Source organism: Streptomyces sp. NPDC091649 (assembly GCF_044756785.1).
In the GTDB taxonomy this organism is placed as follows: domain Bacteria; phylum Actinomycetota; class Actinomycetes; order Streptomycetales; family Streptomycetaceae; genus Streptomyces.
Genome location: NZ_JBIVTR010000008.1, coordinates 216001 through 242638, shown reverse-complemented (window position 1 = coordinate 242638; position 26638 = coordinate 216001). Strand labels below are relative to the sequence as shown.

Below are 26638 nucleotides of genomic sequence, written 5' to 3'. Positions count from 1 at the left end.
CGATCCCGGCCGGCCGGCTCACCGGAGCACCGGTCGCCGCGCCCCCTTGGCCGCCTTCGCCTGAGACCCGGCGGGGCGCGTCGGGCCGCCGGACCGCCGATCAGGACCGCCTCGGCGGGAAATCCCCGCACGCCTCTGGTCCCCCCGCGTACCCGTCAGTACATTGACGCCATGTCTAACACGCAGCCAGCGGCGGTCGCGTCGGAGCGGACGCCCCTCAAGGCCCGCAAGGTTTCCTTCGCCTGGGAGAACACTCCCCTGCACTGGGTGCCCGGCGACCCGTTCACGACGCACACGATCAACGTGCTCCACCTGCTGCTCCCGGCCGGGGAACGCTGGTTCATCCACGTGTACCGGCAGATACTCCCGTACATACACGACGACCGGCTGCGCGAGGACGTCATCGGGTTCATCGGGCAGGAGGCCGTTCACTCGCAGGCGCACGACGATGTGCTGCCGCGTCTGCGGGAGTTGGGCCTCGACCCGACCCCGTACACCGCGCAGGTCGACTGGTTCTTCGAGAAGCTGCTCGGGGACCGGACGCTGCCGCCGGGGCGGGCGTCGAAGTGGTGGCTGATGGAGCGGGTGGCGACGATCGCGGCGATCGAGCACTACACGGCGTTCCTCGGCGACTGGATACTCAACGCCGAGGCGCTGGACCGCCGGGGCGCGGACCCGACCATGCTGGACCTGCTGCGCTGGCACGGGGCGGAGGAGGTCGAGCACCGGTCGGTGGCCTTCGACGTCTTCATGCACGTGGACGGCGGCTACCGGCGGCGGGTGCGCACCTGGGCGGCGGCGTTCTCCGCGCTGGTGTTCCTCTGGCAGCGCGGCATCCGGTTCTTCATGGAGAGGGACCCCACGCTGCTGGGCGGGAGGGCCTCCCTCAAGGCGTTCCACGCGAGCGGGAGGCAGGGCACACTGCCCAGCACGGGCGCGATCCTGCGGTCCGTCCCCAGCTATCTCAGCCGGTCCTACCACCCCTCGCAGGAGGGCAGTACGGCCCAGGCCGTCGACTATCTGACCCGCTCCCCCGCCGCCCTCGCCGCCGAGGCCGCCACGACCGGAGGGTCCTGAACCATGGCGCTGCCCCGTCTGCGTACCGTCGTGCTGGTCTCCGGCGCCGCCCTGCTCGCCCGGCGGGCCCTGAGGCGCCGGATCGCCCGGTCACCGCTGTGGCCGCTGCCCGCACTGCCCGAGCCGGTGTCGGGCCACTCCGGGCGGCGGGCGACGGCGGCCCGCCGGCTGCTGATCACCGGGCGGACCGCGGTCGCCGAGGGTGTCGTCCAACTCCGGCTGGAGGGCGCCGGACTGCCGCCCTGGGAGCCGGGAGCCCATCTGGATCTGGTGCTTCCGTCCGGTCTGGTGCGGCAGTACTCGCTGTGCGGCGACCCGGCGGACACCGGTGCGTACACGGTGGCGGCCCGGCTGGTGGCGGACGGCCGGGGCGGTTCTCGGGAGGTGCACGAACAGCTCCGGGTGGGCCTGGAGGTCGAGGTGCGGGGGCCGCGCAACCGCTTCCCGCTGGCCGACGACGCCCCGGGCCACGTCTTCGTCGTCGGCGGCATCGGGATCACCCCGGTGCTGCCGATGCTGCGGTCGCTGGCCGCGTCGGGGGCCGAGTGGCGGCTGCTGTACGGGGGCCGGTCCAGGGCCTCGATGCCGTTCCTGGCGGAGATCGGGAAGCTCGGCGCGGACGGGGACCGGGTCACGGTCGTCGCCCAGGACGAGGCGGGCCACCCGGACGTCGCCGGGGCGCTCACCGGTCTCGCCCCGGGCACGGCGGTCTACTGCTGCGGCCCCGCGCCCCTGATGGCCGCCGTCGCCGCCGCACTCCCCGAGGGGCACCCTCTGCACCTGGAGCGGTTCTCGGCCACGACGGGAGAGGTGTCGGGGCCGGGTTCCGGGGCGTTCGAGGTGGAGCTGCGGCGCAGCGGGCGCACGGTGCCGGTCCGGGCCGGGCAGTCGGTGCTGGCCGCCGTCCGCGCGACGGTGCCCCACGTCGCGTACTCCTGCGAGCAAGGGTTCTGCGGGACCTGCCAACAGCGGGTGCTGGAGGGCGAGATCGACCACCGGGACGAGCTGCTGACCGACGACGAACGGGTCGACTCGATGCTGATCTGCGTCTCGCGCTGCCGGGGCGGGCGTCTCGTCCTGGACCTGTAGGGCCGGATTCCGGCGAAAGGGCCTGGAGGCTTCCCGTGCGCGCCCCGGATAGGCTGTCGGCATGACGACCGGGGTGCGGCGCAGGATGGGCGTCGATGAGCGCAGACGGCAACTGATCGGCGTCGCGCTGGACTTGTTCAGCCGCCGCTCGCCCGAAGAGGTGTCGATCGACGAGATCGCCGCGGCCGCGGGGATCTCCCGTCCGCTGGTCTACCACTACTTCCCCGGGAAGCAGAGTCTGTACGAGGCGGCGCTGCGGCGGGCCGCGGACGAGCTGGCGGCCCGCTTCCTGGAGCCCCTCGAAGGGCCCCTGGGGGCACGGCTGCTGCGGGCGATGGAGCGGTTCTTCGACTTCGTCGACGAGCACGGCCCGGGCTTCTCGGCGCTGATGCGCGGCGGGCCCGCGGTCGGTTCCTCGACGGCGAACGCGATGATCGACGGGGTGCGGCAGGCCGCGTACGAGCAGATCATCACGCACCTCGGGGTGGCCGAACCGCCCGCGCGGCTGGAGCTGGTGGTCCGCTCCTGGGTCTCGCTCGCCGAGTCGACGGCGCTCATCTGGCTGGACGGCCGGCGCATTCCGCGTGCCGAGCTGGAGGTGCAGCTGGTGCACGACTTCGCGGCGCTCGCCGCGGTCAGCGCCGCCCATGACCAGGAGATGGCCGGCATCGTGCTGCGGGTGCTGTCGGAGGAACCGGCGGACGGCCCCTTCGGTGAACTGCTGGCCCGGCTATCCGCGTTCGCCCCGGACGCGCCCGCCGTGCCCGCGCAGCGTCTGCCGCGCTGAGCGCGGGCGGTGTCTCGGGGCACGCGGTCGAGATCAGGCCGGCAGGCCGTTGCGGTGGGAGACGCGGCGGGCGGCGGCCAGCAGGGCGTGGATCTGCGGGCCCGCCTGGTCGATCTCGGTGACCGGGCGGGGGAACGGCAGCCGGACGTCCCGGTGGGCGCGGGCGTATTCGAGCCGCAGGGTCACCCCGTAGCGGTCCATCGCCAGCGGCACGGCCCGCGTCATGCCGCGCTCGGGGCGGGGGAGGACGAGGCGCAGGAGCAGGGGGACGAGTTCGGCGTGATCGTCCACGAGATGGGTGAGCATGCCCGCCTCGCACGCGGCGATCGGATCGGGCTCCGCCTCCTCCAGCTCCTCCAGGTCGACGAAGGTGCGCCCCTCGGCGTCCTCCAGGACGGCCTGTCCGAACTCCATGCAGGTGCTCTGCTCGGTGTCGTCGTACGGGGCGGCCAGCAGTCCGGTGACCGTGACGCGGGCGCGCAGCCGGTCGCGTACGGACGTGGGGGCGATGTCCGTGAATTCCAGGCGGGCCGGCACGCGTTGGGCGCTCGGTGCGTGGCCGCCGCCGTCCGGGGCGTGCAGGTGGATGCGGCCCATCGCGCCCGTGCCGTCGAGGCGGCGGACTTCGGCGTGCCGGCCGTCGCTGACCACCGTCATGGAGTGGGCGACGGTCAGGATCGACCGGACGCGCTCGGCGCGGGTCGGCCGCGTGGCGCGGAGGCGGGAGAGACGCATCCGGGTTCTCCAGAAAGGGTCGACGGAACCCAAGCGGCTACTTAGGTATGCCTAACCTTACTCACCATGTTCCGGTGCGGGAAGTCCGGGGACGCGGCGCACGGGTCGGAGGTGCGGCCGGGATACGCGACAGCGGCGGGTCTCGTGAGCCCTCGCCGTATTCCAGCGGGACGCCCGCGCTGATCTGCCGACGGCAGAACACCGGCCGGGCCGGGCTCGACGATCACTACAGTCCGGTTCATGACGACGACGCGGACGGTCGAGTATCCGGCCGACGGTTTGACGATGGTCGGACACCTCGCGCTCCCGGCCGGTGCCGGCCGCCGGCCCGCGGTGCTGCTCGGACCGGAGGGCATGGGCCTCAGCGACGTCGAGCGCCGCCGGGCCGATGCTCTGGCAGAACTGGGATATACGGCGCTGGCCTTCGACCTTCACGGCGGGCGCTATCTGGGCGACCCCGAGGAGATGCTGGCCCGCTGCCTGCCGCTGCTCGCTGATCCCGACCGGATGCGGGACATCGGCCAAGCGGCGCTCGACGTGTTGCGCACCGAACCGCGGGCCGACCCCGACCGGATCGCCGCCGTCGGCTACGGCACCGGGGGCGCCGTCGCGCTGGAACTCGGGCGCGGCGGCGTCGATCTGCGCGCGATCGCGACCGTCAACGCGACCACCACGGGCCGACCGGGCGAGGCGGCGCGCATTCGCTGCCCGGTGTGGGCCGGGGTCGGGTCGAGAGACCCGATCATGCCGCCCGCGCGACGGGACGCGTTCACCGCCGAGATGCAGGCCGCGGGCGTCGACTGGCGCCTCACCGTCTACGGCGGCGCCTTGCACGCCTTCCACCACCCGCCGGTCGACCACCCCGTGGTCCCCGGCGTCGGCTACCACCCCCGGCACGCTCGGCGAGCCTGGCGCGACGTCGTCGACCTGCTCGCCGAGTGCCTGCCCGTGACGGAGGACGGTCCGCCCCGCCCGCGTCGTACACCGCGGCGGTCGAGCGGTGCCTCACCGGCGTCGCCGCCGTAGACGCGGACATCGCGAAACCCTCAGCGCGGATCTACCGGACCTACCGGCCTACCGGATCTCGCTGACGGCCTGGGGATGCCCGCCCTCAGAGCTGGAGCTCGGTGCGCAGTGCCGCGGCCAGGCCGACCTCCGCGTTGTCCGACCGGCCTCGCTCGAAGGCGCGCCGGTACGCCTCGTCGCCGGCCGCCGCCCGTGCCTGGAGCTCGCACCGCTCGCGGATCGGCCCCAGCTCGGGCGTGCCGCGCTGGGGGTGGCCGACCATGCGCCAGTACGCGTGCCCGGTGCCGTAGACCCGGGCCGCCTGCGCGCCCGCGCCCTGGGCGGCGATGGCGGCGGCCAGGACGTCCAGGCCGAGCGCGATGCCGAAGCTGTCGCGGAGCCGGTGCTTGCCCGCGAGCATCGACCGGGCGTGCGCGGCGGAGGCCGCCGGGCGGCCCTGGAGCAGGGCGATCAGGGCGAGCTGGTAGTCCGCGTAGGAGCGGGTCCAGTGTTCGCCGCCGCGTTCGCAGGCCCGGCGCAGGTCGGTGGCCGCCGCCTCGGCCTCGGTGAGGCGGCCGAGCGCGGTGAGCGCGAAGACGGTGATGAGGTGGCAGCGCAGCCGGTGGGCCGAGTCCGCCGGGACGCTCTCGGTCATCCGCAGCACCCGCCCGGCCGACTCCAGGGCGGCGGCGGGCTCCCCCGTCATCAGCCGGGTGAGGCCGGAGAGGTAGGCCGCGCCGAGCATGCCCTCGTCGTCCCGGTCGTACAGGGCGACGGACGTGCAGAGCGCGCCGTACTTCTCGGCGGTGGCGAAGTCGCCCTGGAGCAGGGCCGCGACGCCGAGGACCCATTGCAGCCTGGTCCGGTGGGGCCCGTCGACCGGGCCCGCGTCCATGGCCCGCTGGGCATAGCTCCGGGCCTCGGAGAGGTGCCCGCAGCAGGCCCAGAAGAAGCCGACCCGGCCCGCCATCTCCTGGGCCCCGGCGATGTCGTGGACGAGCAGGTGCTCCAGGGCGGCGCACAGGTCGAGATGCGCGTCGGACACCCGGTGGTACCAGGACACCTGGTCCGGTCCCGTCCAGCCGGCATGGGCACGGCGGGCGAGGCCGAGGAAGCCGGCGGCGTGCCGGTCGGCGGCGGCGCGGGCCTCGCCCAGTTCGGTGAGCCACATCCGGCCGTACTCGCGCAGGGTGTCGAGCATCCGGTAGCGGTCGCCGTCGCGCTGGACGACGGACTGGGCGACGAGGCCCTGGAGCGCCCGGTCCACCTCGTCGGCGGTGAGCGGACCTCCGCCGCAGACCTCGCGGGCGACCTCCTCGTCGAAATCGCCGCGCAGCGGGGTGAGGCGGGCCCACAGCAGGCGCTCCAGAGGGGTGCACAGCTCGTGCGACCAGCCGATGGCGGTGCGCAGGGTGCGGTGGCGGCGGGGCCACACCGACGCGTCGGCGAGGAGATCGAGGCGGGCCGTGCCCGGGTCCTCGGCGGCTCCGCCCGCTCCGGGCTGCCCGGGGGCGAGGGCGAGGGCGCCGCTCCGGCCGGGTGTGCCGAAGCCGGCGCTCCGGGCGTCCAAACGGGTGCCGATCCGGGCGGCGAGTTCGGCCACGCTGTGCCGTCCGATGCCCGCGGCGGCCAGTTCGATGGCGAGGGGGATGCCTTCGAGGCGACGGCAGATCTCGGTGGCGGCCGCATGGTCGCCGGGATCGTCCAGGCCGGCCCGGGGGTCGGCCGCGCGCAGCCGGTCGGTGAAGAGCTGGAGGGCGTCGGGCGCGCCGTCGACCGGGAACGGCGGCACCTCGATGACGTACTCGCCCCGGGTGCCGAGCGGTTGCCTGCTGGTGACCAGGACGGTCAGGCCCGATGAGGTGGTCAGGATCTCGGCCAGCAGATGGGAGCAGGGGCCGCGGAGATGTTCGGCGGAGTCGAGCACCAGCAGGAGTTGTTTGTCGCCGAGCCACTCGCAGAGGGCCTCGACGGGCATCCGCAGGGTGTGGTCGGCGAGCCCGACCGCGTCGGAGACGGTGGGGAGCAGCAGCCCGTCGCCGCAGAGCGGGGAGAGGTCGGCCCACCAGGCGCCGTCCTCGTAGCGGTCGGCGGCGGCGCGGGCGGCCCGGACCGCGAGCCGGGTCTTCCCGACGCCGCCGGGCCCGATCAGGGTGGTCATCCGCCGGGTGGTCAACGCGGTGTGCAGCCGGGCCAGTTCGGCCCGCCTCCCGACGAAGCTGCTCGTCTCGTCGGGAAGGTATCCCACCTTGGTCATCATCACCGTCCGCACGCTGGGGCTGGGCGCGCCGGTGAGCCGACCGCCCCGGGCGGGGCTCCTGCCGCGCACACCGGGCCGGCCCCGTCCCCCTCGAAGGGGGGAGCGGGACCGGCCCGGTGGACCAGGACGGCTGTCGCGGCTCCGTTGCCGACGTCTGCCGTCACCGTAGTGCCGTCGGAGGTCAGCGCAGAGTGAAGACGGCCGCCGTGCGTCCCGGGACGGTGAAAGTGGCCGATTCCGTGTCGTATCTGGCTTGTTTGACGGTAAGGTCCGCGCCCTCGGCCTGGACGGGGTGCAGGGTGTACGTCTTCCCCGCCGGGGCCGCGAGCCGCTGGGCCGCGGTGGCCGGCGCCGCGTTGAGGACGACGACCAGCTCGCCGAGGCGCATGGTGATCACACCGGGGGTCTCGTCGGTCCCGGAGAGCGGGAAGGACAGGGCGGACCGCACCTGCTCCGCGGTGCTCAGGGAGAACTCCTTCTCGGTCGTACGGATGGTGAGCAGGTCGCGGTAGGCGGCGGAGGCGCCTTCGATCTGCGCGCACGCGGGTGCGATGGTGCCGGTGGCGGCCAGGAGCGGCTTCGCGTACGCCCACTTGTCCCGGTTGTCGGCGGCGGGCGGGAGGCCCCGGCCGAAGCCGTTGCCGTCGCGGCAGTCCCAGTGCAGGGCGTTGAACCAGTCGCCGCTGTCGTAGGAGTTGCGGTCCAGCGACTTGGAGCGCAGCCGGTCGGTACCCGCCTGGGAGAGCGAGGGGCCCTGGGAGAGGACGGAGACGGCCATCGCCACGACCTGGGCCCTGGCCCGTTCGGCGGCCGTGGTGGACGCCGGGAGTTTGAAGGCGAGGGCGTCGAAGAGTGTCTCGTTGTCGTGGGCGTCGGAGTAGGCGAGGGCGTCACCGGGTGCGGCCGCGTATCCGGCGGGGGCCCCGTTGTAGTCGACCTCGGAGCCCTTCACGGTGCGCCCGCTGGTGTCGGTGAAGGTGTAGTCGGCGAGGTTGCCGGTGAGGCCGACCTTGATCAGGTCCTGGTAGTGCAGCAGCCGGGCCTTCTGCTCGGCGCGGGTGCCGTTGGCCGGGGAGGAGTTGGGGTCGGTGTAGAGGCCGGTGGCGAAGCCCTGGACACCGGGGTCCTCGTCGAAGGGGCCGCCGCCGCGCACGGCGTCGCGGGCCCGGTCGGAGAAGGTGGCGATGCCGGTGCCGGCCATGTTCTTCTGCGTGGCCTGGACGAAGCGGGCGTCGTCCGCGATCTCGCCGAAGTTCCAGCCCTCCCCGTACAGGACGATCTTCTTGCCGTCGACGCCGTCCTCGGCGGGCGTGAGCCCGTCCAGGGCCTCGCGCACGGCGAGGATGTTGGCCTTGGGGTGGTGTCCCATCAGGTCGAAGCGGAAGCCGTCGACCTTGTACTCCTTCGCCCAGGTGACGACGGAGTCGACGACGAGCTTGCCCATCATGGTGTTCTCGGGCGCGGTGTTGGCGCAGCAGGTGGAGGTGGCGACGGCGCCGTCCTCCAGGAGCCGCTGGTAGTAGCCGGGCACGATCTTGTCGAGGACCGACTTGTCGTCCTGCCCGGAGGCGACGGTGTGGTTGTAGACCACGTCCATGACCGTGCGCAGCCCGGCCTTGTTGAGCCCCTGCACCATCTGCCGGAACTCGACCGTGCGCCGCGTGCCGTCCGGGTCGGAGGCGTAGGAGCCCTCGGGGACGGTGTAGTGCAGCGGGTCGTAGCCCCAGTTGAACGCGTCGTCGGCGGCGGCCTCGCTCACGCAGCTCTGCTGCTCCGGGGAGTCGGGGGCGAGGACGGACAGGTCGCAGGCGGGCCTTGTCCGGTCCTTCTTCTTCTCCGGGATCGTCCCGATGTCGAAGACGGGCAGCAGGTGCACGTAGCCGGTGCCGGATTCGGCGAGCTTCTGGAGGTGCCGCATGCCCTTCGAGCGGGTGTCGGTGAAGGCGCGGTACTCGCCGGGGTGCTTCGCCGTGCGGTCCGTGACGGAGAAGTCGCGGACGTGCAGTTCCTGGATCTGGGCGTCCCGCAGCGGGGTCGCGGCGGGCTTCTTCAGGCCGGACCAGCCGCGCGGCGCCAGCTTCGGGTCGGTGAGGTCGACGACGAGGCTGCGGGCGGAGTCGGCGGTGAGGGCGGTGGAGTAGGGGTCGGTGACCTTGTTGGTGACCAGCCTCTGGACGCTGGGGGCCCAGACGGTCACCGCGTACCGGTAGGGCTTGCCCCGCCAGTTCTTCTTCCCGGTGACCGACCAGACTCCGGTGCGGTCGTCGCGCTTCATCGGGTGCGTGCGGCCGTCGAGTTCGAGCGACACGGTCCGGGCGGTGGGGGCCCACACGGAGAGTGTGGGCCTCGACTCGCGGAAGACGGGGCCGAGGTCGGCGGTGGCCGCCCTCTTCCCGTACAGGTCGTCGAGCACGCCCGCGGTCTGTACGCCGGTGGCGGCGAGAAGCGCCCCGTTGGCGGCGCGCTGGGTGGCGACGAGCTGGCCGCGCAGGGACGCGCGGACGCGGTCCCGGTCGCGGGCGTCCACGGTGAACGCCGGGTAGTCCTTGAGGTGCGGGAACTTCGCCTTGTGCGCGTCGCTGAGCGCGGACGGGCTGAGCCGCAGCCACGTGCCCTCGTCGGAGAGCGCCCCGTCGACGACGGAGATGCCGCCCTTCTCCGCGTACACGAGTTGCTGGCTGGTGGCGTCGGTGGCCTTCACCTTCCAGACGACGGTGTTCGCGTCGATCCACTGCGCCTCGGCCTTCCCGAGGTCGGGCGCCGCGCCGCCGCCCGTCTGCGGGAGCAGGTAGCCGGGCTTGCCGCCGAGCATCCAGACCTCGTGGCCGTATGTGGCGAGGTCGAGGGACTGGTCGCCGGGCAGGTCCTTCTCGTCGCCCTTGTGCAGGATGTAGCTGAGGGAGGCGGCGCCGTCGAGAAGCGGTACCTCGAAGGTGACCCCGTAGGCGTCCTTCCTCACGGGCATCAGCGGCTCGGACCAGTCGGTGGGCTCCTTGGCCCCGGCCCAGGCGTGCAGCCCCCAGCCGTCGTAGTTCCCGTCCGGGCGGTGGTAGTTGAGGACCGCCTTGGCGGTGTCCTGCGGCGGCGCCTCGGGGGCCTCGGCCGTCTGGCCGTCCTCGCCCTGCTCGATCCAGACCTGCCCGGTCACGCCGAGGTCGAGTGTTCGCTGCGGGCCGTCGGCCGTGCCGTTCCTCTCGACGGTGTACGGGACGGAGGCGGTGCCCTTCTCCAGGTCGATCCAGGCGAACGCGCCGTACGCGTCCCGCCCGATGAAGTCGGCCGTCTTCCCGCCGGACTTCAGCTGCCAGCCGTCGTAGTCGCCGTCGGCCCTCCTGTAGTGGACGACGGCCCGGTCGCGTTCGACGGCGACGGGCTTGTCGGGCGGCGGGGCCTGACCGGCGGTGGTCGAGGCGAGGGCGCTGGAGGTGCGGCCCGTCCGGTCGACGACGACGGCCTTGTAGCGCAGCGGGGTGCCCGCCCGCACCGTCTCGTCGAGGTACTGGGTGACCGTGTACGGGGCGTGGTCGGCGCTGCCGAGGGTCTGCCACTTCCCGTTGCCCACCTGGGCGGCGAAGACGACCCGGTTGAGCTGTCCGCCGTCCACGTCGGCGGTGACCTCGACGGTGCCGGTGGCGCCGGCGGCCGGGGCCTTGAGCGAGACCGCGGGCCCGGCCGCCGGAGCACCCACGGGCCGGTCCGCCTTCAGCACGACGCTGGAGAGGGCGGGCACGGTGACGGTGACCTTCGTGTCCTTGCCGCTGCGGACGGTGCCGGAGCCGCCGTACAGGGTACGGAAGTCCATGCCGGCCGACTCGGTGGCGAGCTGGACCTCCTTCGGGCTGGTGCCGTTGTTGGAGGCGACGAGGTATTCGTACGGCCGCCGGGTCGCGATGCGGGACGTGGCGTAGACCGGTCCCTCCGCGTACCGCTCGGTCTGGGTGCCGTCGCGGAGCGCCGGGTGCTGCCGGGTGAGCCTGGAGAGGGCCGCGATGGAGCGGTAGACCGGGTGCCGGGTGTCGTACGCGTCCGAGGCGTGGGTGCGGTCGGTGCCGAGCTGGTCGTCGTCGAGGTAGTCGGCGGTCTTCGAGGCGAAGAGGGTCTGGCGGGAGTCCTTGTCGCCGCCGGCTCCGGTGAAGCCCTGCTCGTCGCCGTAGTAGATCACCGGGTTGCCCCGGCCGAGGAACATCAGCTCGTTGGCGAGGCGGGCCCGCTTCAGCAGCTCGGCGTCGTCGGCCTGCGGGTTGTCCTGCTTGAGGAAGGTCCCGATGCGGCCCATGTCGTGGTTGCCGAGGAAGGTGACCTGCTCGTAGGCGTTGGCCTTGTCGGTGGTGTAGCGGTAGTCGTTCCCGTACACCGAGGCGAGCCGGTCGGCGGACGCGCCCTGGGAGGCGAACTGCCGGGCGGCGTCCTGGAAGGGGAAGTCCAGCGTGGAATCCAGGCGCCCCCGGGTGACGTAGGGCGAGGTGACCTCGGTGTCGGCGGAGTAGACCTCGCCGAACATGAAGAAGTCGTCCCGGCCTCGCTTGGCGGCGTACGCGTCGAGTGCGGTGGCCCACTGGGTCCAGAAGTCCAGGTCGACGTGTTTGACCGTGTCGATGCGGAACCCGTCGATGTCGAAGTCGCGGACCCACTTCTGGTAGATCTTCTCCATGCCCTTCACGACCTCGGGACGCTCGGTCCACAGGTCGTCGAGCCCGGAGAAGTCGCCGTACTCGTTGGACTCGCCGGCCCACGTCGAGTCGCCCCGGTTGTGGTACATGGTGGGGTCGTTGAGCCAGGACGGAACCTTCTCGCCCGTGCCCGGGGCCTGCACCGGGGTGTACGGGAAGGAGTCCTCGTCGACCTTTTCGACGCCGTCCCGGTCGTCGAAGGGGCGGCCGTCCTCGTCGAGGTGGGGGAAGGCGCCCTTGGACCGGTAGCCGTAGGTCTTCTCCGCGTAGTCCACGGTGTCGGCGGTGTGGTTGGTGATGACGTCGAAGAAGACCTTCATGCCTTTGGCGTGGGCCTTGTCGATCAGCCGCTCCAGGTCGGCGTTGGTGCCGAAGTGCGGGTCGACCTGGGTGAAGTCGGTGATCCAGTACCCGTGATAGCCCGCCGAGGCGTCCTTTCCGACGCCCTGCACGGGCCGGTTCTTGAAGATCGGCGCCATCCAGATGGCGGTGGTGCCGAGGCCCTTGATGTAGTCGAGCTTCCGGGTGAGGCCCTTGAGGTCGCCGCCCTGGTAGAACCCCTTGTCGGTGGGGTCGTAGCCGTGCTCCAGGCGCGAACCGGTCAGTCCGCCACGGTCGTTGGAGGTGTCGCCGTTGGCGAAGCGGTCGGGCAGCACGAAGTAGAACTGTTCGCGCGTGAGGTCGTGCCGGTCCGCCTCACGGGCGAGCCTGGCGTCCGAGGGCGGCGCGGGCGGCCGGGGGGACGCGGCGGCGGTGGCCGCCGGGACGACGGGCAGCAGCGCCGCGCACAGGGCGGTCACCGCCCATCGTCTCAGGGTGGTTCGGGACACGGAGGGTGCTCCTCGGCTTGATCGGTCGGGGTCGATCGGTGGGAAAGCGGGCCGGTGGCGAACGCCACCGGCCCGCTGAGGGGGAGGGATCAGCTCCGCCACACGTCGGCGGTCAGCGTGACCTTGCCGGAGGCCGGGACGGTGGCGGTGCGGTTGGCGCCGCTCTCCCAGGTGACGTTGCCGCCGGCGTCCTTGCGGACGTACTTGTACGCGAACGTGGTCCCGGCGGGGAGGCTCACGTCCAGCTTCCACACGGGGTACGTCGCCGGGTCGAGCTTCGGCGCGGTCGCCGGGTTCCAGTCGCCGAGGGCGGCCTGGTCGCCGGTGACGTGGATGTTCTGCCCGGGCTGGGTGGTGGCGTCGACGCCGAAGGAGGCGCCGGAGGCGCCGTTGCCGGGGTCCGGGCCGGGGTTCGTGCCGCCGCCCCCGCACGTCCGGGCGCCGGTGTGCAGGGCGACGGCGGTGCCGGCCGGGACGGTGGCGGTGAACTGGCCGGAGCCGTTGACGCTGATCCCGTTACCGGACTGCACGTCGCAGTAGTCTCCGGCGGGCAGGGAGGTCTGGAAGGTGCGGGTGAGCGGGGAGCCCTCGTGGTTGATGGCGACGTACGCCTTGTTCCCCCGGCCGAAGGCGATTCGGTCGCCGCCGTTGTCCCACCAGTTCGTGACGGCCTGGCCGCGTGCGGTGTTGTGGAAACCGACCATGGAGGCGATCTCGCGCCAGGCGTGCTGGCACTTCCAGCCGTCGCTGTAGCAGGCGTTCACCTGGCCGCCGTTCGGCGGTCCGGCGTCGTGGTCCGTGAACTCGTAGCCGGAGTGGACGTCCGGGGAGCCGTAGGGCCAGGCCAGCATGAAGACGCCCGCGAGGGTGTAGGCGGAGCCGTTCTTGTAGCTGAGGGTGTCGCCGCCGCGCTCGGTGTCGTGGTTGTCGACGAAGACGGCGGACTTCCCGGACTCCATGAAGCCCCAGCCCTCGCCGAAGTTCTTCAGGTGGGCGAGGTTCTCGTTGAGGAAGACCTGCTTGAGGCTCCGCCCGTACCGGAACTCCTGGACGTCCCCGCTGCCGAGGTACTCGGAAGGCGAGACGGCCTCACCGGCGCCGTGGATCGCCTCGTGCTTCCAGTAGACGTTCGGGGCGCTCAGCCGGGACTTGATGTCGGCGAGGTCGGCGGCGGGCATGTGCTTGGCCGCGTCGATCCGGAAGCCGTCGACGCCGAGCGAGAGCAGGTCGTCGAGGTAGCCGGCGATCTTCCCTCGTACGTGGTCCTCGCCGGTGTCCAGGTCGGCGAGGCCGAGCAGTTCGCATTTCTGGACGTTGCCGCGGTCGTTGTAGTCGTTGATCCGGGACCGGCAGTCGTCCATGTCATTGCCGGAGTAGAGGCCCGGGTAGCCGTACTTGGTGTACGCGGAGCCTCCGGTGCCGGTGCCGTCGCCGGCCGACATGTGGTTGATGACGGCGTCGGCGACGACCTTGACCCCGGCCGAGTGACACGTGTTCACCATGGCGGCGAAGGCGGCCCGGTCGCCGAGTCGGCCGGCGATCCGGTAGCTGACGGGCTGGTAGGACGTCCACCACTGGCCGCCCTGGATGTGTTCCTGGGGCGGCGAGACCTGGACGTAGCCGTAGCCCGCCGGACCGAGGGTGTCCGTGCACGCCTTGGCTATGGAGGCGAACTTCCACTCGAACATCACGGCGGTGACGTCCTTGTCGCCCGGGGCGGCGGCCCGGGCGGTGGACGCGGTGCCGAATCCGGTGGGGACCACGAGTGCGGCGGCGACGCCTGCCACGAGGGCGAGCGCGGCAGACAGGGATCTGCGTGCCATGTCTTTCCTCCTGCGGGTGGGGGGAAACGCGGGTGACGGTGCAGCCTCAGCCGGCAACGCGCCATGCCCTCAAGGCTCCTGAAGGTTCTTGCTGCAAGAATGCAAACCTTGCCGCGGAGCAGACCGTACGAGCCCTCCCTCCACCGGTCAACCCTTTGGACATCTCCCGCTCACATCCGCGAAACAGCGGGGTTTCCCTCCCGATCCCTTCCCGATTTCTCGCTGCAAGGTCTTTCGCAAGATATTGCGGGCCTGTTACGTTTCATCCGACTCCGGTCCGGCCGGCCGAGGGTTCCGGCGACTTCGCGTCGTTTGACCCCACGCGCCCGGCCGGCCGGACCGGTCACGACAAGAGAGGCACCCGGAGTCGCTACAACTCCCCGCCGGCCCGTCCTGGGCCGACTCCTGGTGCCTCTCCTGTACGTGTCCGCCGCATCGCGGTCAGCCGTTGCGCACCGCCGCCGTCGAGCCCCGTACGACCAGCTCGGGCTGGAAGACGTACTCGGTGCGCTGCACCGGACTCCCCCCGATCTCCTCCAGCAGCGCGCCCACCGCGGCCGCCGCCATCGCCTGCACGGGCTGGCGCACGGTGGTCAGCGGCGGGTCGGTGAACGCGATGAGCTGTGAGTCGTCGAAGCCGACGACCGAGACGTCACGGGGCACGTCCAGCCCCCTCCCCCGGGCCGCGCGGACCACACCCAGCGCCATCAGGTCGCTGCCGCAGACGATGCCCGTACAGCCCGCGTCCAGCAGGGCGCCCGCCGCCACCTGGCCGCCCTCGACGCTGAACAGCGTGGAGCAGACGAGAAGTTCGGCCTCGGACCGGTCCATGCCGAGCACCGAGACGGCCGCCTCCACGAACCCGTCGCGCTTGCGGCGGGAGGGGACGTAGCGCTGCGGGCCGACGGCCAGGCCGATCCGGCGGTGGCCGAGGTCGGCGAGATGGCCGAGCGCCATCCGTACGGCAGCGTTGTCATCGGGCGAGACGAACGGGGCGCTGATGCGCTCGTTGTAGCCGTTGATCAGGACGAACGGCACGCCGCGCTCGGTGAGCGCGGCGTAGCGGCCCGGGTCGGCGGAGGTGTCCGCGTGCAGCCCGGACAGGAAGACGATGCCGCCGACGCCCCGCTCCACGAGCTGCTCGACGAGTTCGTCCTCGGTGGCCCCGCCCGGCAGCTGGGTGCAGAGGACGGGGGTGTAGCCGTGGCCGGCCAGCACCTGTTCGACGGACTGCGCGAACGCCGGGAAGATCGGGTTGGTGAGTTCGGGCGTCACCAGGCCGATCAGTCCGGCGCTGCGCTGCCGCAGCCGTACGGGCCGCTCGTAGCCCAGGATGTCGAGCGCCGCGAGCACCCGCTGACGCGTGGTGTCCGCGACGCCCTGCTTCCCGTTCAGGACCCGGCTGACCGTCGCCTCGCTGACCGCCGCCTGTCCGGCGATGTCGGAGAGGCGGGGCGCGGGGGTCCTGGGCGCGGGCAGTGTCACACCGTCCACCACACCGTGGTGTCGGCGGGCAGCTCGGCCTCGGCGCCGTCCACGGCGACCGGGGAGCTGGCGAGCAGCACCCGGCCGCGGGCGGCGGTCCGGACCGGGGAGCCGGTGGTGTTGACGGTGCAGACGAAGCCGGGGCGGGCGAAGGCGAGGACGCCCTCGGGGCTCTCCAGCCACTCGACACCGGTGCCCGCGCCGAGGCCCGGGTGGTCGCGGCGGGCGGCGATGGCGGCCCGGTACAGCTCCAGGGTGGAGCCCTCCACGCCGGTCTGCGCCTCGACGGACAGCTCTCCCCAGCCGGCGGGCTGCGGGAGCCAGCTGCCGCCGTCGCCGAAGCCGTGGCTGCTGCCGTCACGGGTCCACGGGATCGGGACGCGGCAGCCGTCGCGGAAGCCGTCCTGGCCCTCGGCGCGGAAGAACGAGGGGTCCTGGCGGGCCTCGTCGGGCAGGTCGGTGACGTCGGGCAGGCCGAGCTCCTCGCCCTGGTAGACGTAGGCGGAGCCGGGCAGGGCGAGCATCAGCAGGGAGGCGGCGCGGGCCCGGCGCAGGCCGAGTTCGCGGTCGCCGGGGGTACGGATCTGGGTGCCCAGGCCCGCGGGGTTGGCGAACCGGGTGGCGTGCCGGGTGACGTCGTGGTTGGAGAGCACCCAGGTGGTGGGCGCGCCGACCGGGCGCATCGCGTCGAGCGAGGAGTCGATGACCTTGCGCAGCTCGGCGGCGTCCCAGTCGGTGGCCAGGTACTGGAAGTTGAACGCCTGGTGCATCTCGTCGGGGCGCACGTAGTTGGCGGTGCGCTCGACGGTCGGGGTCCACGCCTCGGCGACGAGGATGCGTCCGCCCTTCGCCCACCACCGCCCTTCCGACGGGGCCCCGCCGGGCTCCTCGGCCCCGGAGTACTCGTCGAGGATGGCGCGCCAGCTGCGGTAGATCGCGTGCACACCGTCCTGGTCGAAGAACGGCATGACCTCGTTGCCGAGCAGTTTGAGCTGCTCGTGGGAGCCGAGGTCCGGCAGGCCCTCCGCCTTGACGAGGCCGTGGGCGACGTCGACCCGGAAGCCGTCGACCCCCATGTCGAGCCAGAAGCGCAGGATGGAGCGGAACTCGTCGGCGACGGCCGGGTGCTCCCAGTTGAAGTCGGGCTGCTCGGGGGCGAAGAGGTGGAGGTACCAGTCGCCGGGGGTGCCGTCGGGGTCGACCGTACGGGTCCAGGCGGGTCCGCCGAAGATGGACTCCCAGTCGTTGGGCGGGAGTTCGCCGGTGGCGCCCTTTCCGGGGCGGAAGTGGTAGCGCTCGCGCAGGGCGGAGCCGGGGCCCTCGGCCAGGGCGCGCTTGAACCACTCGTGCTGGTCGGAGGAGTGGTTGGGGACCAGGTCGACGATGATGCGCAGGCCCAGGCCGTGGGCCTCGCGGATCAGCGCGTCGGCGTCCAGCAGGTTGCCGAACATCGGGTCGATGGCCCGGTAGTCGGAGACGTCGTAGCCGGCGTCGGCCTGCGGGGAGGCGTAGAAGGGGCTGAGCCACACCGCGTCGACGCCCAGGTCCCGCAGGTGGGGCAGGCGGGCGGTGACGCCGGCGAGGTCGCCCATGCCGTCGCCGTTGCCGTCGGCGAAGCTCCGTGGATAGACCTGGTAGATCACCGCGTCCTGCCACCAGCCGGTGCGGTGGCCCGGGGCGTCGTCGGACGTGCCGGTGGAGGGGGCAGCGAGGTGCTGGGTCATGTCGTCCCTGGGGTGTCTGGGTGGGGAGCGGCGCCGGTGACCGGGTCGGGGGTTCCGGCGCCGCCGTGACGGGTGCGGTGGTGCGGGCGGGTGCTGCCGTCAGCCGGGAAGGCCGCGGGCTCAGCCCTTGACGGCCCCGGCGGACATGCCGGTGACCAGGTGCTTCTGGGCGAACAGGAACACCAGGGCGGCCGGGATGGCGATGAGCACGGAGGCCGCGGTCATGGGGCCCCACTGGGCTCCGTACTGGTTGACGAACTTCTGGAGGCCGCCGGCCAGCGTGAGGTTCTCGTCGCCGACCAGGAAGGCGGAGGCGTACGCCACTTCGCCCCAGGCGGTGATGAAGAAGTAGAACGCGGTGACCGCGAGGCCGGGCTTGGCCAGCGGCAGGATGAGCCGGAAGAAGGTGCCGAACGGAGTGAGGCCGTCGACCTCTCCGGACTCGTCGATCTCGCGCGGGATGGTGTCGAAGAACCCCTTCATCATCCAGGCGCAGAACGGCACCGCGATGGTGAGGTAGGTGATGACGAGGCCGGCGGGCTGGTTGAGCAGCCCGAGACTCGACATGATGTTGTAGATCGGCACGATCAGGACGGCGACCGGGAACATCTGGGTGATCAGCAGCGTCCACATCAGGCCGCGCTTGCCGGGGAAGCGGAAGCGGCTCACCGCGTAGCCGGTGGTGGCGGAGACGAAGACGCCGATCAGGGTGGAGAGTCCGGCGATGATCACGGAGTTGGCGAACCAGTTGAGGAACTCGGTGTCGCGGATGAGGTTCGTGTAGTTGACGAACGTCGTCTCGCGGAAGAAGTCCGTGGTGGTCGCGTACTTCGCGGGCTTGAGCGAGGTCAGCAGGACCCACAGCACCGGGAAGACCGCGATCACCGAGGCGACGATCAGGGTGAGGTGCAGGCCGACCGAGGCGAGCGGGGAGCGTTCGCCGCGGAGGCGGACCTTGCGCACGGCGTGGCGGGCGGGGGTGTCGGTCGCGGTGGTCACCAGTTGTCTCCCTGGGAGCGCAGGACTCGCCGGTAGACCACGGCGAAGAGCATCAGGAGTACGAGGATCAGCACGCCCCAGGTCGAGGACTGCGCGTAGTCGCGCGGGCTGATCTCGAAGGAGAACTTGTACGCCTGGGTCACCAGGATCTGGGTCGCCTCACCGGGTCCGCCGCGGGTCAGCAGGAAGATCACCGGGAACATGTTGAAGGTCCAGATGGTGGAGAGCAGGACCACCGTGGTGGAGACCGGGCGCAGGCCGGGCAGCGTGATGTGGCGGAAGCGCTGCCAGGCGGTCGCGCCGTCCATCTCGGCCGCCTCGTACTGCTCGGAGGGGATGGACTGGAGTCCGCCGAGGAGGGCCACCATCATGAAGGGGACGCCGAGCCAGACGTTGACGGCGATGACCGCGAACTTGGCCCAGGTCGGGTCGTTCAGCCACGGGACGGCGTCGATGCCGGCGCCGCCGAGGACCTTGTTGAGCAGGCCGCGCTCCTCGTTGTAGAGGAAGCGCCAGGCGAAGACGGAGACGAAGCCGGGGATGGCCCAGGGCAGGATGAGGGCCATGCGGTAGGCGGAGCGCCCGGCGATGCGGCGGTTGAGGATGTTCGCCAGGGCCATGCCGAGGACGAACGTGACGCTCACGCAGGAGACGGTCCACACCAGCGTCCAGCCGAGCGTGTCGAGGAACTGCGAGCCGGTCAGCGCGTCGATGTAGTTGTCCGCGCCGACGAACTCGTAGGTGGCGGGGATCTCGTTGACCCCGATGGAGCGCGCGACGTTGCGCTCGTCGGCGTCGGTCATCGAGAGGAAGATGCCGCGGACCAGCGGGTAGCCGATGATCACGCCGATCACGATGACGACCGGGGCGACCATGGCCCAGGCGTACCAGTGGACCGACAGGGCCCGCCGGATCCGGCCGGGCCTCGGTGGTGGGGTGCCAGTACCGCGGCTCCGGCCGCGGGCGACGTCGTCGCCCGCGGCCTTCACCACCGACTGGCTGGTGTGGACAGCCATCAGTCGGGCCAACCTTCCTGTTACTTCCAGCCCTCGAGGAGCTTGCGGTAGGAGTCGCCGGTCGACTTGGCGGCCTTCTCCGGCGTGGTCTGGCCGGTGAGGACCTTGGTGTACTCGACGCCGAGCGGGGCGAAGAGGCTGCCGCCCTCGGGGATCCAGGGGCGCTCGACGGCGGTCTCGACGACCGGCTTGAAGAAGCCGACGATCTCGCTGTCCACGGCCTCCTTCTTGGCGTACGCGGAGGTGCGGGTGGGCAGCAGGTTCAGCTCGCCGGCGGCGGTGGCCTGGCTGTCCACGGAGGTCATGTACTCGACGAACGCGTAGGAGGCGTCGAGGTTCTTGGAGCCCGCGTAGACGGCGAGGTTGTGGCCGCCCTGCGGGGCGCCCTGGGCGGCGGAGCCAGCCGGGACCGGGGCGATGCCCAGGTTGTCCTTGCCCGTGAACTCCTTGCCGGTCAGGGTGTCGGCGACGGCCCAGGGGCCGTTGATCATCATCGCGACGTCGCCGTTCTTGAACGACTGCATCATGTTCTCCCAGCCGTCCGACGCGTCCGTCTTCGCGGTGCCGTCGTCGACCAGGTCCTTGACCGCCTTGAACGCCTTGACGCCCTCGGGCCGGTCCACGGTGACGGTCTTGGAGTCGGCGTCGACCAGGTCGCCGCCCTCGCCGTACAGGAAGGAGAGGAAGTAGTACGGGTCGTCGCCGCGCAGGTAGAGGCCGGTCTTGCCGGTCTTGTCCTTGATCTTCTTGGCGGCGGTCTTGAGGTCGTCCAGGTTGGCGGGGGCCTCGACGCCGGCCTCCTTGAGCAGCTTCTTGTTGTAGAAGATGCCCATGGAGTCGATGACCTGCGGTACGGCGTAGGTCTTGTCCTCGTACTCGGTGGACGCGACGGCCTGCTTGAGGAAGTCGTCCTGGTTCTTCAGGGCCGGGGTGCCGTCCAGCGGGGCCAGGTAGCCGAGGTTCGCGAAGTCCGGCGTCCAGGCGACCTCGGAGCGGATCACGTCGGGCGCGCCGTCGCCGGCCTGCGCGGCGTTCTTGAACTTGTTCTGCGCGTCACCGAAGGGCACGTTGACGTACTTGACGTCGACCTTCGGGTGCTGCTTCTCGAAGCCCTCCGCCAGCTTCTTGAAGACCTTGTCCTCACTGCCGACGCTGGAGGTGTCCCACCAGGTCACCGTGCCGGAGAGCTCGCCCGAGCTCTTGCCGCCGCCGGACTCGTCGTCGCTGCCGCAGGCGGTCGCCGCGAGCGCCAGGGCCGCGACCAGGGCGGTGGCCGTTATGCCACGTCGCATCTGAACTCCTTCAACTGCCGTACCGCTCCGTCGCGGCGCCGGGTCGACGTGAACGTAACAAGGATGAAAGACGACCGAAAGACCTTGCGGAAGATTTCTGCAAGCCTTGGTGATCGTTACATTCGCGTGTCCTCAAGGTTGCCGTCAAGCCCCTTGACGACCGGCGTCCGTCCCTGGCAGGGGCAGGTGGGGCCCGGCATGCCCGCGGTGTGACGATCCGACCGGAGCCCGTACGCCGCGGCCGCAAGTCCTTGCAAGACGTTGCCGGAAAGCCCGTCGAAAGCCCCCTCCGCACTCCCCCGTACACGGTGGGCAATCCGACGGGGGCCCGGTACAGTCCCATCCCATGACCGCACGGCTTGCCGATATCGCAACTCAGGCGGGGGTCAGCGAAGCGACGGTCAGCCGAGTCCTGAACGGCAAGCCCGGAGTCGCGGCGACCACCCGTGAATCCGTCCTCGCGGCGCTCGACGTCCTGGGGTACGAACGCCCGGTGCGGCTGCGCAGGCGCAGCGCGGGGCTGGTCGGCCTGATCACCCCCGAGCTGGAGAACCCGATCTTCCCGGCGCTGGCACAGGTCATCGGCCAGGCGCTGACCCGGCAGGGCTACACCCCGGTGCTGGCGACCCAGACCCCCGGCGGATCCACCGAGGACGAACTCACCGAAATGCTGGTGGACCGGGGCGTCTCCGGCATCATCTTCGTCTCCGGGCTGCACGCGGACACCTCGGCCGACATGCAGCGCTACGAGCAACTGCGCGGCCAGGGGGTTCCCTTCGTCCTGGTGAACGGCTTCTCCGCCAAGGTGCGGGCTCCGTTCATCTCCCCGGACGACCGGGCGGCGATGCGCCTCGCGGTGACACACCTGGTGGCACTGGGGCACACCCGTATCGGCCTCGCGGTCGGCCCCAAGCGCTTCGTGCCGGTGCTCCGCAAGATCGAGGGCTTCCACACGACGATGCGGGAGCAGCTGGGCCTCACCCCGGACGGGGTGGAGGAGTTGGTCCAGCACTCCCTGTACACCTTGGAGGGCGGTCAGGCCGCCGCCGCCGCCCTGATCGAACGCGGCTGCACGGCCGTCGTGTGCGCGAGCGACATGATGGCCCTCGGAGCGATCCGGGCGGCCCGCCGGCTGTCGAAGGACGTACCGCGTGATCTCTCGGTCGTGGGTTACGACGACTCGCCGCTCATAGCGTTCACGGATCCGCCGCTGACGACGATCCGGCAGCCGGTCACGGCGATGGGCCAGGCCGCGGTCCGCACGCTCCTGGAGGAGATCGGCGGAACCCCGGCCCCGCACAGCGAGTTCGTGTTCATGCCCGAGCTGGTGGTGCGCGGCTCGACGGCCTCCGGACCCGCGGGCGGCTCAGGGTCCCACCCTCGTCCTTGAGGTGCAGAACGTGCGACCGGAACCCGACCGGAGGATGATCGAGGGCAGGGGAATCTCTATGGAAGACTCTCTGCCTATGGGTGAAACACAGGTGTCAGCACAAGAAGGCCGGTCGACGGCCGGTCCTTCACCCATCGCGAGCGAGGCGGCCCCCGAGGCCGCCGCCGCGTCGGCCACTGCCACCGCGCCCCCGGCTTCCGGCACGACCGGTGGGACGTCCGGCGCGACGCCACCACGCAGGACCTCCGGGGAGACGTCGGGGAAGACGTCCGGCGTCACCGTGAAGACCGGTTGGCCGGCCCGGCTCCTCGCACTGCGGACGCCCCGCAGTCCCCGGCTCTGGTTCGAGATCCTGCTCATCGCGGTCAGTTACTGGCTGTACTCGCTCGTGCGCAACGCCGTACCGGAGCAGAAGGCGGCGGCGCTCAAGAACGCGGACTGGATCTGGTCGGCGGAGAAGTCCCTCGGTCTCGCTTTCGAGGAAACGGTCAACCACGCGGTCAATTCCGTGACGTGGCTGATCGTGTCGATGAACTACTACTACGCGACGCTGCACTTCGTCGTGACCATCGGCGTCCTCGTCTGGCTGTTCCGGCGCCATCCGGGCCGTTACGCGGCGACCCGGCTGGTGCTCTTCGCGACGACGGCCGTGGCCCTGCTCGGTTACTACCTCTATCCCCTGGCGCCTCCCCGTCTGATGAACGGCGCGAACTTCATCGACACCGTGCTCCTGCACGAGACCTGGGGCTCGATGGCCTCGGGCAACTTCAAGAACATGTCGAACCAGTACGCGGCGATGCCGTCGATGCACATCGGCTGGTCGCTCTGGTGCGGCCTGACGATCTTCGCCCTGGCCTCGGCGCCCTGGGCCCGCATCCTCGGCCTGCTCTACCCGACGCTCACCCTGGTCGTCATCGTGGCCACCGCCAACCACTTCTGGCTGGACGCGGTGGGCGGCATGGTCTGCCTCGCGTTCGGTTACGGGGTGTCCCGCGTCTGGTACGGCTCGCTGCCGCACCGGCTGCCGAAGTGGGTGCCGGACCGGCGGGGGCGGCGGCTGACGGGGCTCCGCGCCGCCCGGTTGCCGCGCCCGGCCTCGGAACCGGAGCCGAAGCCGGAGCGGCGGCCCGAATCCAGCCCGTCCGGCGTTTGAGGCCGTCTTCACCCGGTCCGCCAGGCGCCGCGGAGGCCCGGACATCCGGCCACTCCGGCGGTCGAGGAGCGGGGCCCGGGGCAGAGCCCCGAGGGCCCGGGGCCGGCCCCCGGAGGACCCCAAGGGAGGTCCCGCAATTCCCGGCGGAACACGCCCCAAGGAACGTCCGCATACCGGACGCATGGGCACGTTCCGACAACGCGGCGAGGTGCGGTGCCGTAGCCGTCGTCGTGCGCCCGCCGGGTACTCGGGACAGCCCTCAGGCCGCCGCCCCGTAGAACCGCTCCTCCACCACGGCCCGGGCCCGCCGCGTGATCCGCCGGTAGTCGTCCAGCATGTCCCCGACGTGCCCCGGCTCGTACCCCAGGTACCGTCCCACCGCCGTCATCTCGCGCGGGTCGGTCGGGAACGTGTCCCCCGGCCGGCCCCGTACCAGCATCACCGCGTTCCGCACGCGCGTCGCCAGGACCCACGCCTCGTCCAGCGTCTGCGCGTCCTCCGCCGGGATCAGCCCCGCGGCTACGGCGGCGGTCAGCGCCTCGCGCGTACGCGTCGTGCGCAGCCCCGGCTCCGCCCACCCGTGCCGCAGCTGCATCAGCTGCACGGTCCACTCGACATCGCTCAGCCCGCCCCGCCCCAGCTTCGCGTGGAGCGTGGGGTCCGCGCCGCGCGGCATCCGCTCGGACTCCATCCGCGCCTTGAGCCGGCGGATCTCCCGTACGGCGTCCTCGCCGAGCCCTTCCGCCGGATACCGCAGCGGGTCGATGAGCTCGATGAAGTCCCGGCCCAGCGCCTCGTCGCCCGCGACCGGCTCCGCCCGCAGCAGCGCCTGGCTCTCCCAGGCGAGCGACCAGCGCCGGTAGTAGACCTCGTACGACTTCAGCGTGCGGACCAGCGGACCGCTCTTGCCCTCCGGGCGCAGGTCGGCGTCGATCAGCAGCGGCGGATCGGCCGTGGGGAGCTGGAGGAGCCTGCGCATCTCGGAGATGAGCGTGTTGGCGGCCCGGGCCGCCTCCTCGTCGCCGACGCCCTCGCGCGGCCGGTGGACGAAGAGGACGTCCGCGTCGGAGCCGTAGCTCAGCTCGTGCCCGCCGAAGCGGCCCATGCCGATGACGGCGAACCGGGTCGGCAGGGTGTCGCCCCACCGCTCGCGGACGGCGGCCCGCAGCGCGCCCGCGATGGTGGCGGCGTTGAGGTCGGTGACGGCCGAGCCGACGCGGTCGACGAGGGCCCCGTGGTCCTGCTCGGCGGGGTTGTCCTCCGTGCCGTACGAGCCGATGAGGTCGGCGGCCGTCGTACGGAACAGCTCCCGGCGGCGCACCCCGCGCACCACCGCGACGGCCGACTCCGCGTCCCCGGCCCGCCCGACCGCGGCCAGCACCTCCTGCTCCAGGTGGGCCCGGGTACGGGGCGCGAGCCCCCCGGGGTCGCCGAGGATCGCCACCGCCTCCGGGGCCCGCATGAGCAGGTCCGGGGCGAGGCGGCCCGCCGAGAGGACCCGGGCGAGGTTCTCCGCGGCGGCGCCCTCGTCGCGCAGGAGCCGCAGATACCACGGGGTCTTGCCGAGCGCGTCGGACACCTTGCGGAAGCCGAGGAGCCCGGCGTCGGGGTCGGCGGAGTCCGCGAACCAGCCGAGCAGCACCGGCAGCAGGGTGCGCTGGATGGCGGCCTTGCGGGAGACCCCGGAGGAGAGCGCCTCCAGGTGCCGCAGGGCGGCGGCGGGGTCGGCGTACCCGAGGGCCTCCAGCCGGTGGGCGGCGGCCTTCGCGCTGAGCCGGGACTCGGCCGGGGCCAACTGGGCGACGGCGTCGAGCAGCGGCTGGTAGAAGATCTTCTCGTGCAGCCGCCGGACGACGGAGGCGTGCCGCTTCCACGCCTTGTTCAGCTCGGCCACCGGGTCGGTGCGCATGCCGAGCGACCGGCCGAGCCGCCGCAGGTCCGCCTCGTCCTCGGGGACCAGGTGGGTGCGGCGCAGCCGGTACAGCTGGATGCGGTGCTCCATGGAGCGCAGGAAGCGGTACGCCTCGTCGAGCTGGGCGGCGTCCGCGCGGCCCACGTACCCGCCCGCGGCGAGCGCGCGCAGCGCCTCCAGGGTGGAGCCGCTGTGCAGGGTGGCGTCGTTGCGCCCGTGCACCAGCTGGAGAAGCTGGACGGCGAACTCGACGTCCCTGAGCCCGCCGGGCCCCAGCTTCAGCTCGCGTTCGATCCGGTGGGCGGGGATGTTGTCGACGACGCGGCGGCGCATCTTCTGCACGTCGGGGACGAAGTTCTCCCGGTCGGCGGCCCCCCAGACCAGCGGCGACACGGCCTGGACGTACTCCGCGCCCAGCTCGGGGTCGCCGGCCACCGCGCGGGCCTTCAACAGGGCCTGGAACTCCCAGGTCTTGGCCCAGCGCTGGTAGTAGGCGAGGTGGGAGCTGAGGGTCCGCACCAGCGGCCCGTTGCGGCCCTCGGGGCGGAGGTTGGCGTCGACCTCCCAGATGGCGCCCTCGACGGTGGTCTCGGAGCAGATCCGCATCATGTGGGCGGCCAGCCGGGTGGCGGACTGCATGGCCCTGGTCTCGTCGACCCCGTCGCGCGCCTCCCCGACGAAGATCACGTCGACGTCGGAGACGTAGTTCAGCTCCCGCCCGCCGCACTTGCCCATCGCGACGACGGCGAGCCGGCACCGCGCGGCGTCCTCGGGTGCGGCCGTCCGGGCGATGGCGAGAGCGGCGCGCAGGGTGGCGGTGGCGAGGTCGGCCAGTTCGGCGGCGGTCTGGGCGAGGTCGGTGGTCCCGCACACGTCCCGGGCGGCGAGAGTGAGCAGACACCGTCGGTAGGCGACCCGCAGCGAGTCGGGGTCGACGGCTTCGGCGAGCCCGCTCTCGAACTCGGCGACGCCGGGGTTGAGGTCGATCGCCTCGTACGTGACGAGCACCTGCCAGTCGCGCGGGTGCCGGGCCAGGTGGTCCCCGAGCGCCTCCGAGGAGCCGAGGACCCCCAGGAGCCGGTCGCGCAGGGGCTTGGCGGTGACGAGGGTGCCGAGCAGCACCTGCCGCTCGCTCTCGGCCTCGGACTCCACGATCCGGACCAGTCCGCGCAGGGCCAGATCCGGGTCGGCGGTGGCCCCGAGCGCCTCCAGGAGGACCGGGTCGGACCGTACGGAGGCCAGCACGTCCAGGTCCAGGAGCCGTTCCGCGGCGGACGGGTCGGTGAAACCGTGCCGCAGCAGCCTGGTGAACGTACTGCTTCTGCGCCCCGGCGCCGTCGTCATCCCGTGCTCTCCTGCCGCCCGAACCGATCTGCGTGGCTGCTCGGCCG

The 26638-nt window shown here is 72.0% G+C and carries 16 protein-coding genes; 6 read left to right on the top strand and 10 right to left on the bottom strand.

Translation table 11 applies throughout. The features are described from left to right. The first annotated feature begins 171 nt into the window (after positions 1–171). From ACIQMU_RS16945 to ACIQMU_RS16935, 3 genes are all read left to right on the top strand, one after another. Positions 172–1077, top strand: coding sequence for a metal-dependent hydrolase (locus tag ACIQMU_RS16945; RefSeq protein ID WP_402689103.1), 906 nt, complete (start codon positions 172–174; stop codon positions 1075–1077). A 3-nt stretch (positions 1078–1080) separates the two neighbouring features. Further along, positions 1081–2166: a PDR/VanB family oxidoreductase gene (locus ACIQMU_RS16940; protein WP_352242414.1), complete on the top strand. Its 1086-nt coding sequence runs from the start codon at positions 1081–1083 to the stop codon at positions 2164–2166. Between the two features lie 61 nt (positions 2167–2227). Next, positions 2228–2953, top strand: a complete 726-nt coding sequence (locus ACIQMU_RS16935; protein WP_352242413.1) for a TetR/AcrR family transcriptional regulator — start codon at positions 2228–2230, stop codon at positions 2951–2953. A 33-nt stretch (positions 2954–2986) separates the two neighbouring features. Here ACIQMU_RS16935 and ACIQMU_RS16930 read toward each other — a convergent pair whose 3' ends face one another. Further along, positions 2987–3688, bottom strand: coding sequence for a DUF2470 domain-containing protein (locus tag ACIQMU_RS16930; protein ID WP_402689102.1), 702 nt, complete (start codon positions 3686–3688; stop codon positions 2987–2989). A 240-nt stretch (positions 3689–3928) separates the two neighbouring features. Between ACIQMU_RS16930 and ACIQMU_RS16925 the strand changes: the two genes are divergently transcribed. Beyond that, the gene (locus ACIQMU_RS16925) at positions 3929–4714 is read left to right on the top strand and encodes a dienelactone hydrolase family protein (RefSeq protein WP_402689101.1); all 786 of its coding nucleotides are present in this window, start codon (positions 3929–3931) and stop codon (positions 4712–4714) included. Positions 4715–4799: 85 nt separating this feature from the next. Here the strand turns inward: ACIQMU_RS16925 and ACIQMU_RS16920 are convergent, their stop codons facing one another. The 8 genes from ACIQMU_RS16920 to ACIQMU_RS16885 all read right to left on the bottom strand — a co-directional run bounded on the left by ACIQMU_RS16920 (position 4800) and on the right by ACIQMU_RS16885 (position 20792). Then, a complete protein-coding gene (locus ACIQMU_RS16920; RefSeq protein ID WP_402689124.1) occupies positions 4800–6953 on the bottom strand; it encodes an ATP-binding protein in 2154 nt (717 codons plus the stop codon). 181 nt (positions 6954–7134) lie between these two features. Further along, positions 7135–12453 (bottom strand): pullulanase-type alpha-1,6-glucosidase, encoded by a 5319-nt coding sequence (gene pulA / locus ACIQMU_RS16915; RefSeq protein ID WP_402689100.1) that lies wholly within the window; start codon positions 12451–12453, stop codon positions 7135–7137. Between the two features lie 89 nt (positions 12454–12542). Beyond that, positions 12543–14276 (bottom strand): carbohydrate-binding module family 20 domain-containing protein, encoded by a 1734-nt coding sequence (locus tag ACIQMU_RS16910; RefSeq protein ID WP_402689099.1) that lies wholly within the window; start codon positions 14274–14276, stop codon positions 12543–12545. A 441-nt stretch (positions 14277–14717) separates the two neighbouring features. Continuing rightward, positions 14718–15773, bottom strand: coding sequence for a LacI family DNA-binding transcriptional regulator (locus tag ACIQMU_RS16905; RefSeq protein WP_352242409.1), 1056 nt, complete (start codon positions 15771–15773; stop codon positions 14718–14720). Beyond that, positions 15758–17485: an alpha-amylase family glycosyl hydrolase gene (locus ACIQMU_RS16900; RefSeq protein WP_402689098.1), complete on the bottom strand. Its 1728-nt coding sequence runs from the start codon at positions 17483–17485 to the stop codon at positions 15758–15760. Before ACIQMU_RS16900 ends, ACIQMU_RS16905 begins: the two co-directional genes overlap by 16 nt. Before the next feature lie 120 nt (positions 17486–17605). Next, positions 17606–18484 (bottom strand): carbohydrate ABC transporter permease, encoded by an 879-nt coding sequence (locus ACIQMU_RS16895; RefSeq protein WP_352242407.1) that lies wholly within the window; start codon positions 18482–18484, stop codon positions 17606–17608. Further along, positions 18481–19500 carry a sugar ABC transporter permease gene (locus tag ACIQMU_RS16890; protein WP_352242406.1) on the bottom strand — a complete coding sequence of 340 codons (1020 nt, stop codon included), beginning with the start codon at positions 19498–19500 and terminating at the stop codon, positions 18481–18483. The genes ACIQMU_RS16895 and ACIQMU_RS16890 overlap by 4 nt, the downstream gene beginning before the upstream one ends. A 20-nt stretch (positions 19501–19520) precedes the next feature. Continuing rightward, on the bottom strand, positions 19521–20792 hold the full coding sequence (locus ACIQMU_RS16885; RefSeq protein WP_352242405.1) for an extracellular solute-binding protein: 1272 nt from the start codon (positions 20790–20792) through the stop codon (positions 19521–19523). Positions 20793–21138: 346 nt separating this feature from the next. Between ACIQMU_RS16885 and ACIQMU_RS16880 the strand changes: the two genes are divergently transcribed. Next, positions 21139–22182 carry a LacI family DNA-binding transcriptional regulator gene (locus ACIQMU_RS16880; RefSeq protein WP_352242404.1) on the top strand — a complete coding sequence of 348 codons (1044 nt, stop codon included), beginning with the start codon at positions 21139–21141 and terminating at the stop codon, positions 22180–22182. Between the two features lie 76 nt (positions 22183–22258). Next, positions 22259–23335: a phosphatase PAP2 family protein gene (locus tag ACIQMU_RS16875; RefSeq protein ID WP_402689097.1), complete on the top strand. Its 1077-nt coding sequence runs from the start codon at positions 22259–22261 to the stop codon at positions 23333–23335. Positions 23336–23594: 259 nt separating this feature from the next. Here the strand turns inward: ACIQMU_RS16875 and ACIQMU_RS16870 are convergent, their stop codons facing one another. Further along, on the bottom strand, positions 23595–26591 hold the full coding sequence (locus tag ACIQMU_RS16870; protein WP_352242402.1) for a bifunctional [glutamine synthetase] adenylyltransferase/[glutamine synthetase]-adenylyl-L-tyrosine phosphorylase: 2997 nt from the start codon (positions 26589–26591) through the stop codon (positions 23595–23597). Positions 26592–26638: the final 47 nt, after the last annotated feature.

Excerpts from the sequence above, each read along its gene's own strand:
- ACIQMU_RS16870 (WP_352242402.1), bottom strand. The coding sequence starts at position 26,591 with ATGACGACGGCGCCGGGGCGCAGAAGCAGTACGTTCACCAGGCTGCTG.
- ACIQMU_RS16910 (WP_402689099.1), bottom strand. The coding sequence starts at position 14,276 with ATGGCACGCAGATCCCTGTCTGCCGCGCTCGCCCTCGTGGCAGGCGTC.
- ACIQMU_RS16890 (WP_352242406.1), bottom strand. The coding sequence starts at position 19,500 with ATGGCTGTCCACACCAGCCAGTCGGTGGTGAAGGCCGCGGGCGACGAC.
- ACIQMU_RS16935 (WP_352242413.1), top strand. The coding sequence starts at position 2,228 with ATGACGACCGGGGTGCGGCGCAGGATGGGCGTCGATGAGCGCAGACGG.
- ACIQMU_RS16945 (WP_402689103.1), top strand. The coding sequence starts at position 172 with ATGTCTAACACGCAGCCAGCGGCGGTCGCGTCGGAGCGGACGCCCCTC.
- ACIQMU_RS16880 (WP_352242404.1), top strand. The coding sequence starts at position 21,139 with ATGACCGCACGGCTTGCCGATATCGCAACTCAGGCGGGGGTCAGCGAA.
- ACIQMU_RS16940 (WP_352242414.1), top strand. The coding sequence starts at position 1,081 with ATGGCGCTGCCCCGTCTGCGTACCGTCGTGCTGGTCTCCGGCGCCGCC.
- ACIQMU_RS16885 (WP_352242405.1), bottom strand. The coding sequence starts at position 20,792 with ATGCGACGTGGCATAACGGCCACCGCCCTGGTCGCGGCCCTGGCGCTC.
- ACIQMU_RS16900 (WP_402689098.1), bottom strand. The coding sequence starts at position 17,485 with ATGACCCAGCACCTCGCTGCCCCCTCCACCGGCACGTCCGACGACGCC.
- ACIQMU_RS16875 (WP_402689097.1), top strand. The coding sequence starts at position 22,259 with ATGGGTGAAACACAGGTGTCAGCACAAGAAGGCCGGTCGACGGCCGGT.
- ACIQMU_RS16930 (WP_402689102.1), bottom strand. The coding sequence starts at position 3,688 with ATGCGTCTCTCCCGCCTCCGCGCCACGCGGCCGACCCGCGCCGAGCGC.
- ACIQMU_RS16920 (WP_402689124.1), bottom strand. The coding sequence starts at position 6,953 with ATGATGACCAAGGTGGGATACCTTCCCGACGAGACGAGCAGCTTCGTC.
- ACIQMU_RS16925 (WP_402689101.1), top strand. The coding sequence starts at position 3,929 with ATGACGACGACGCGGACGGTCGAGTATCCGGCCGACGGTTTGACGATG.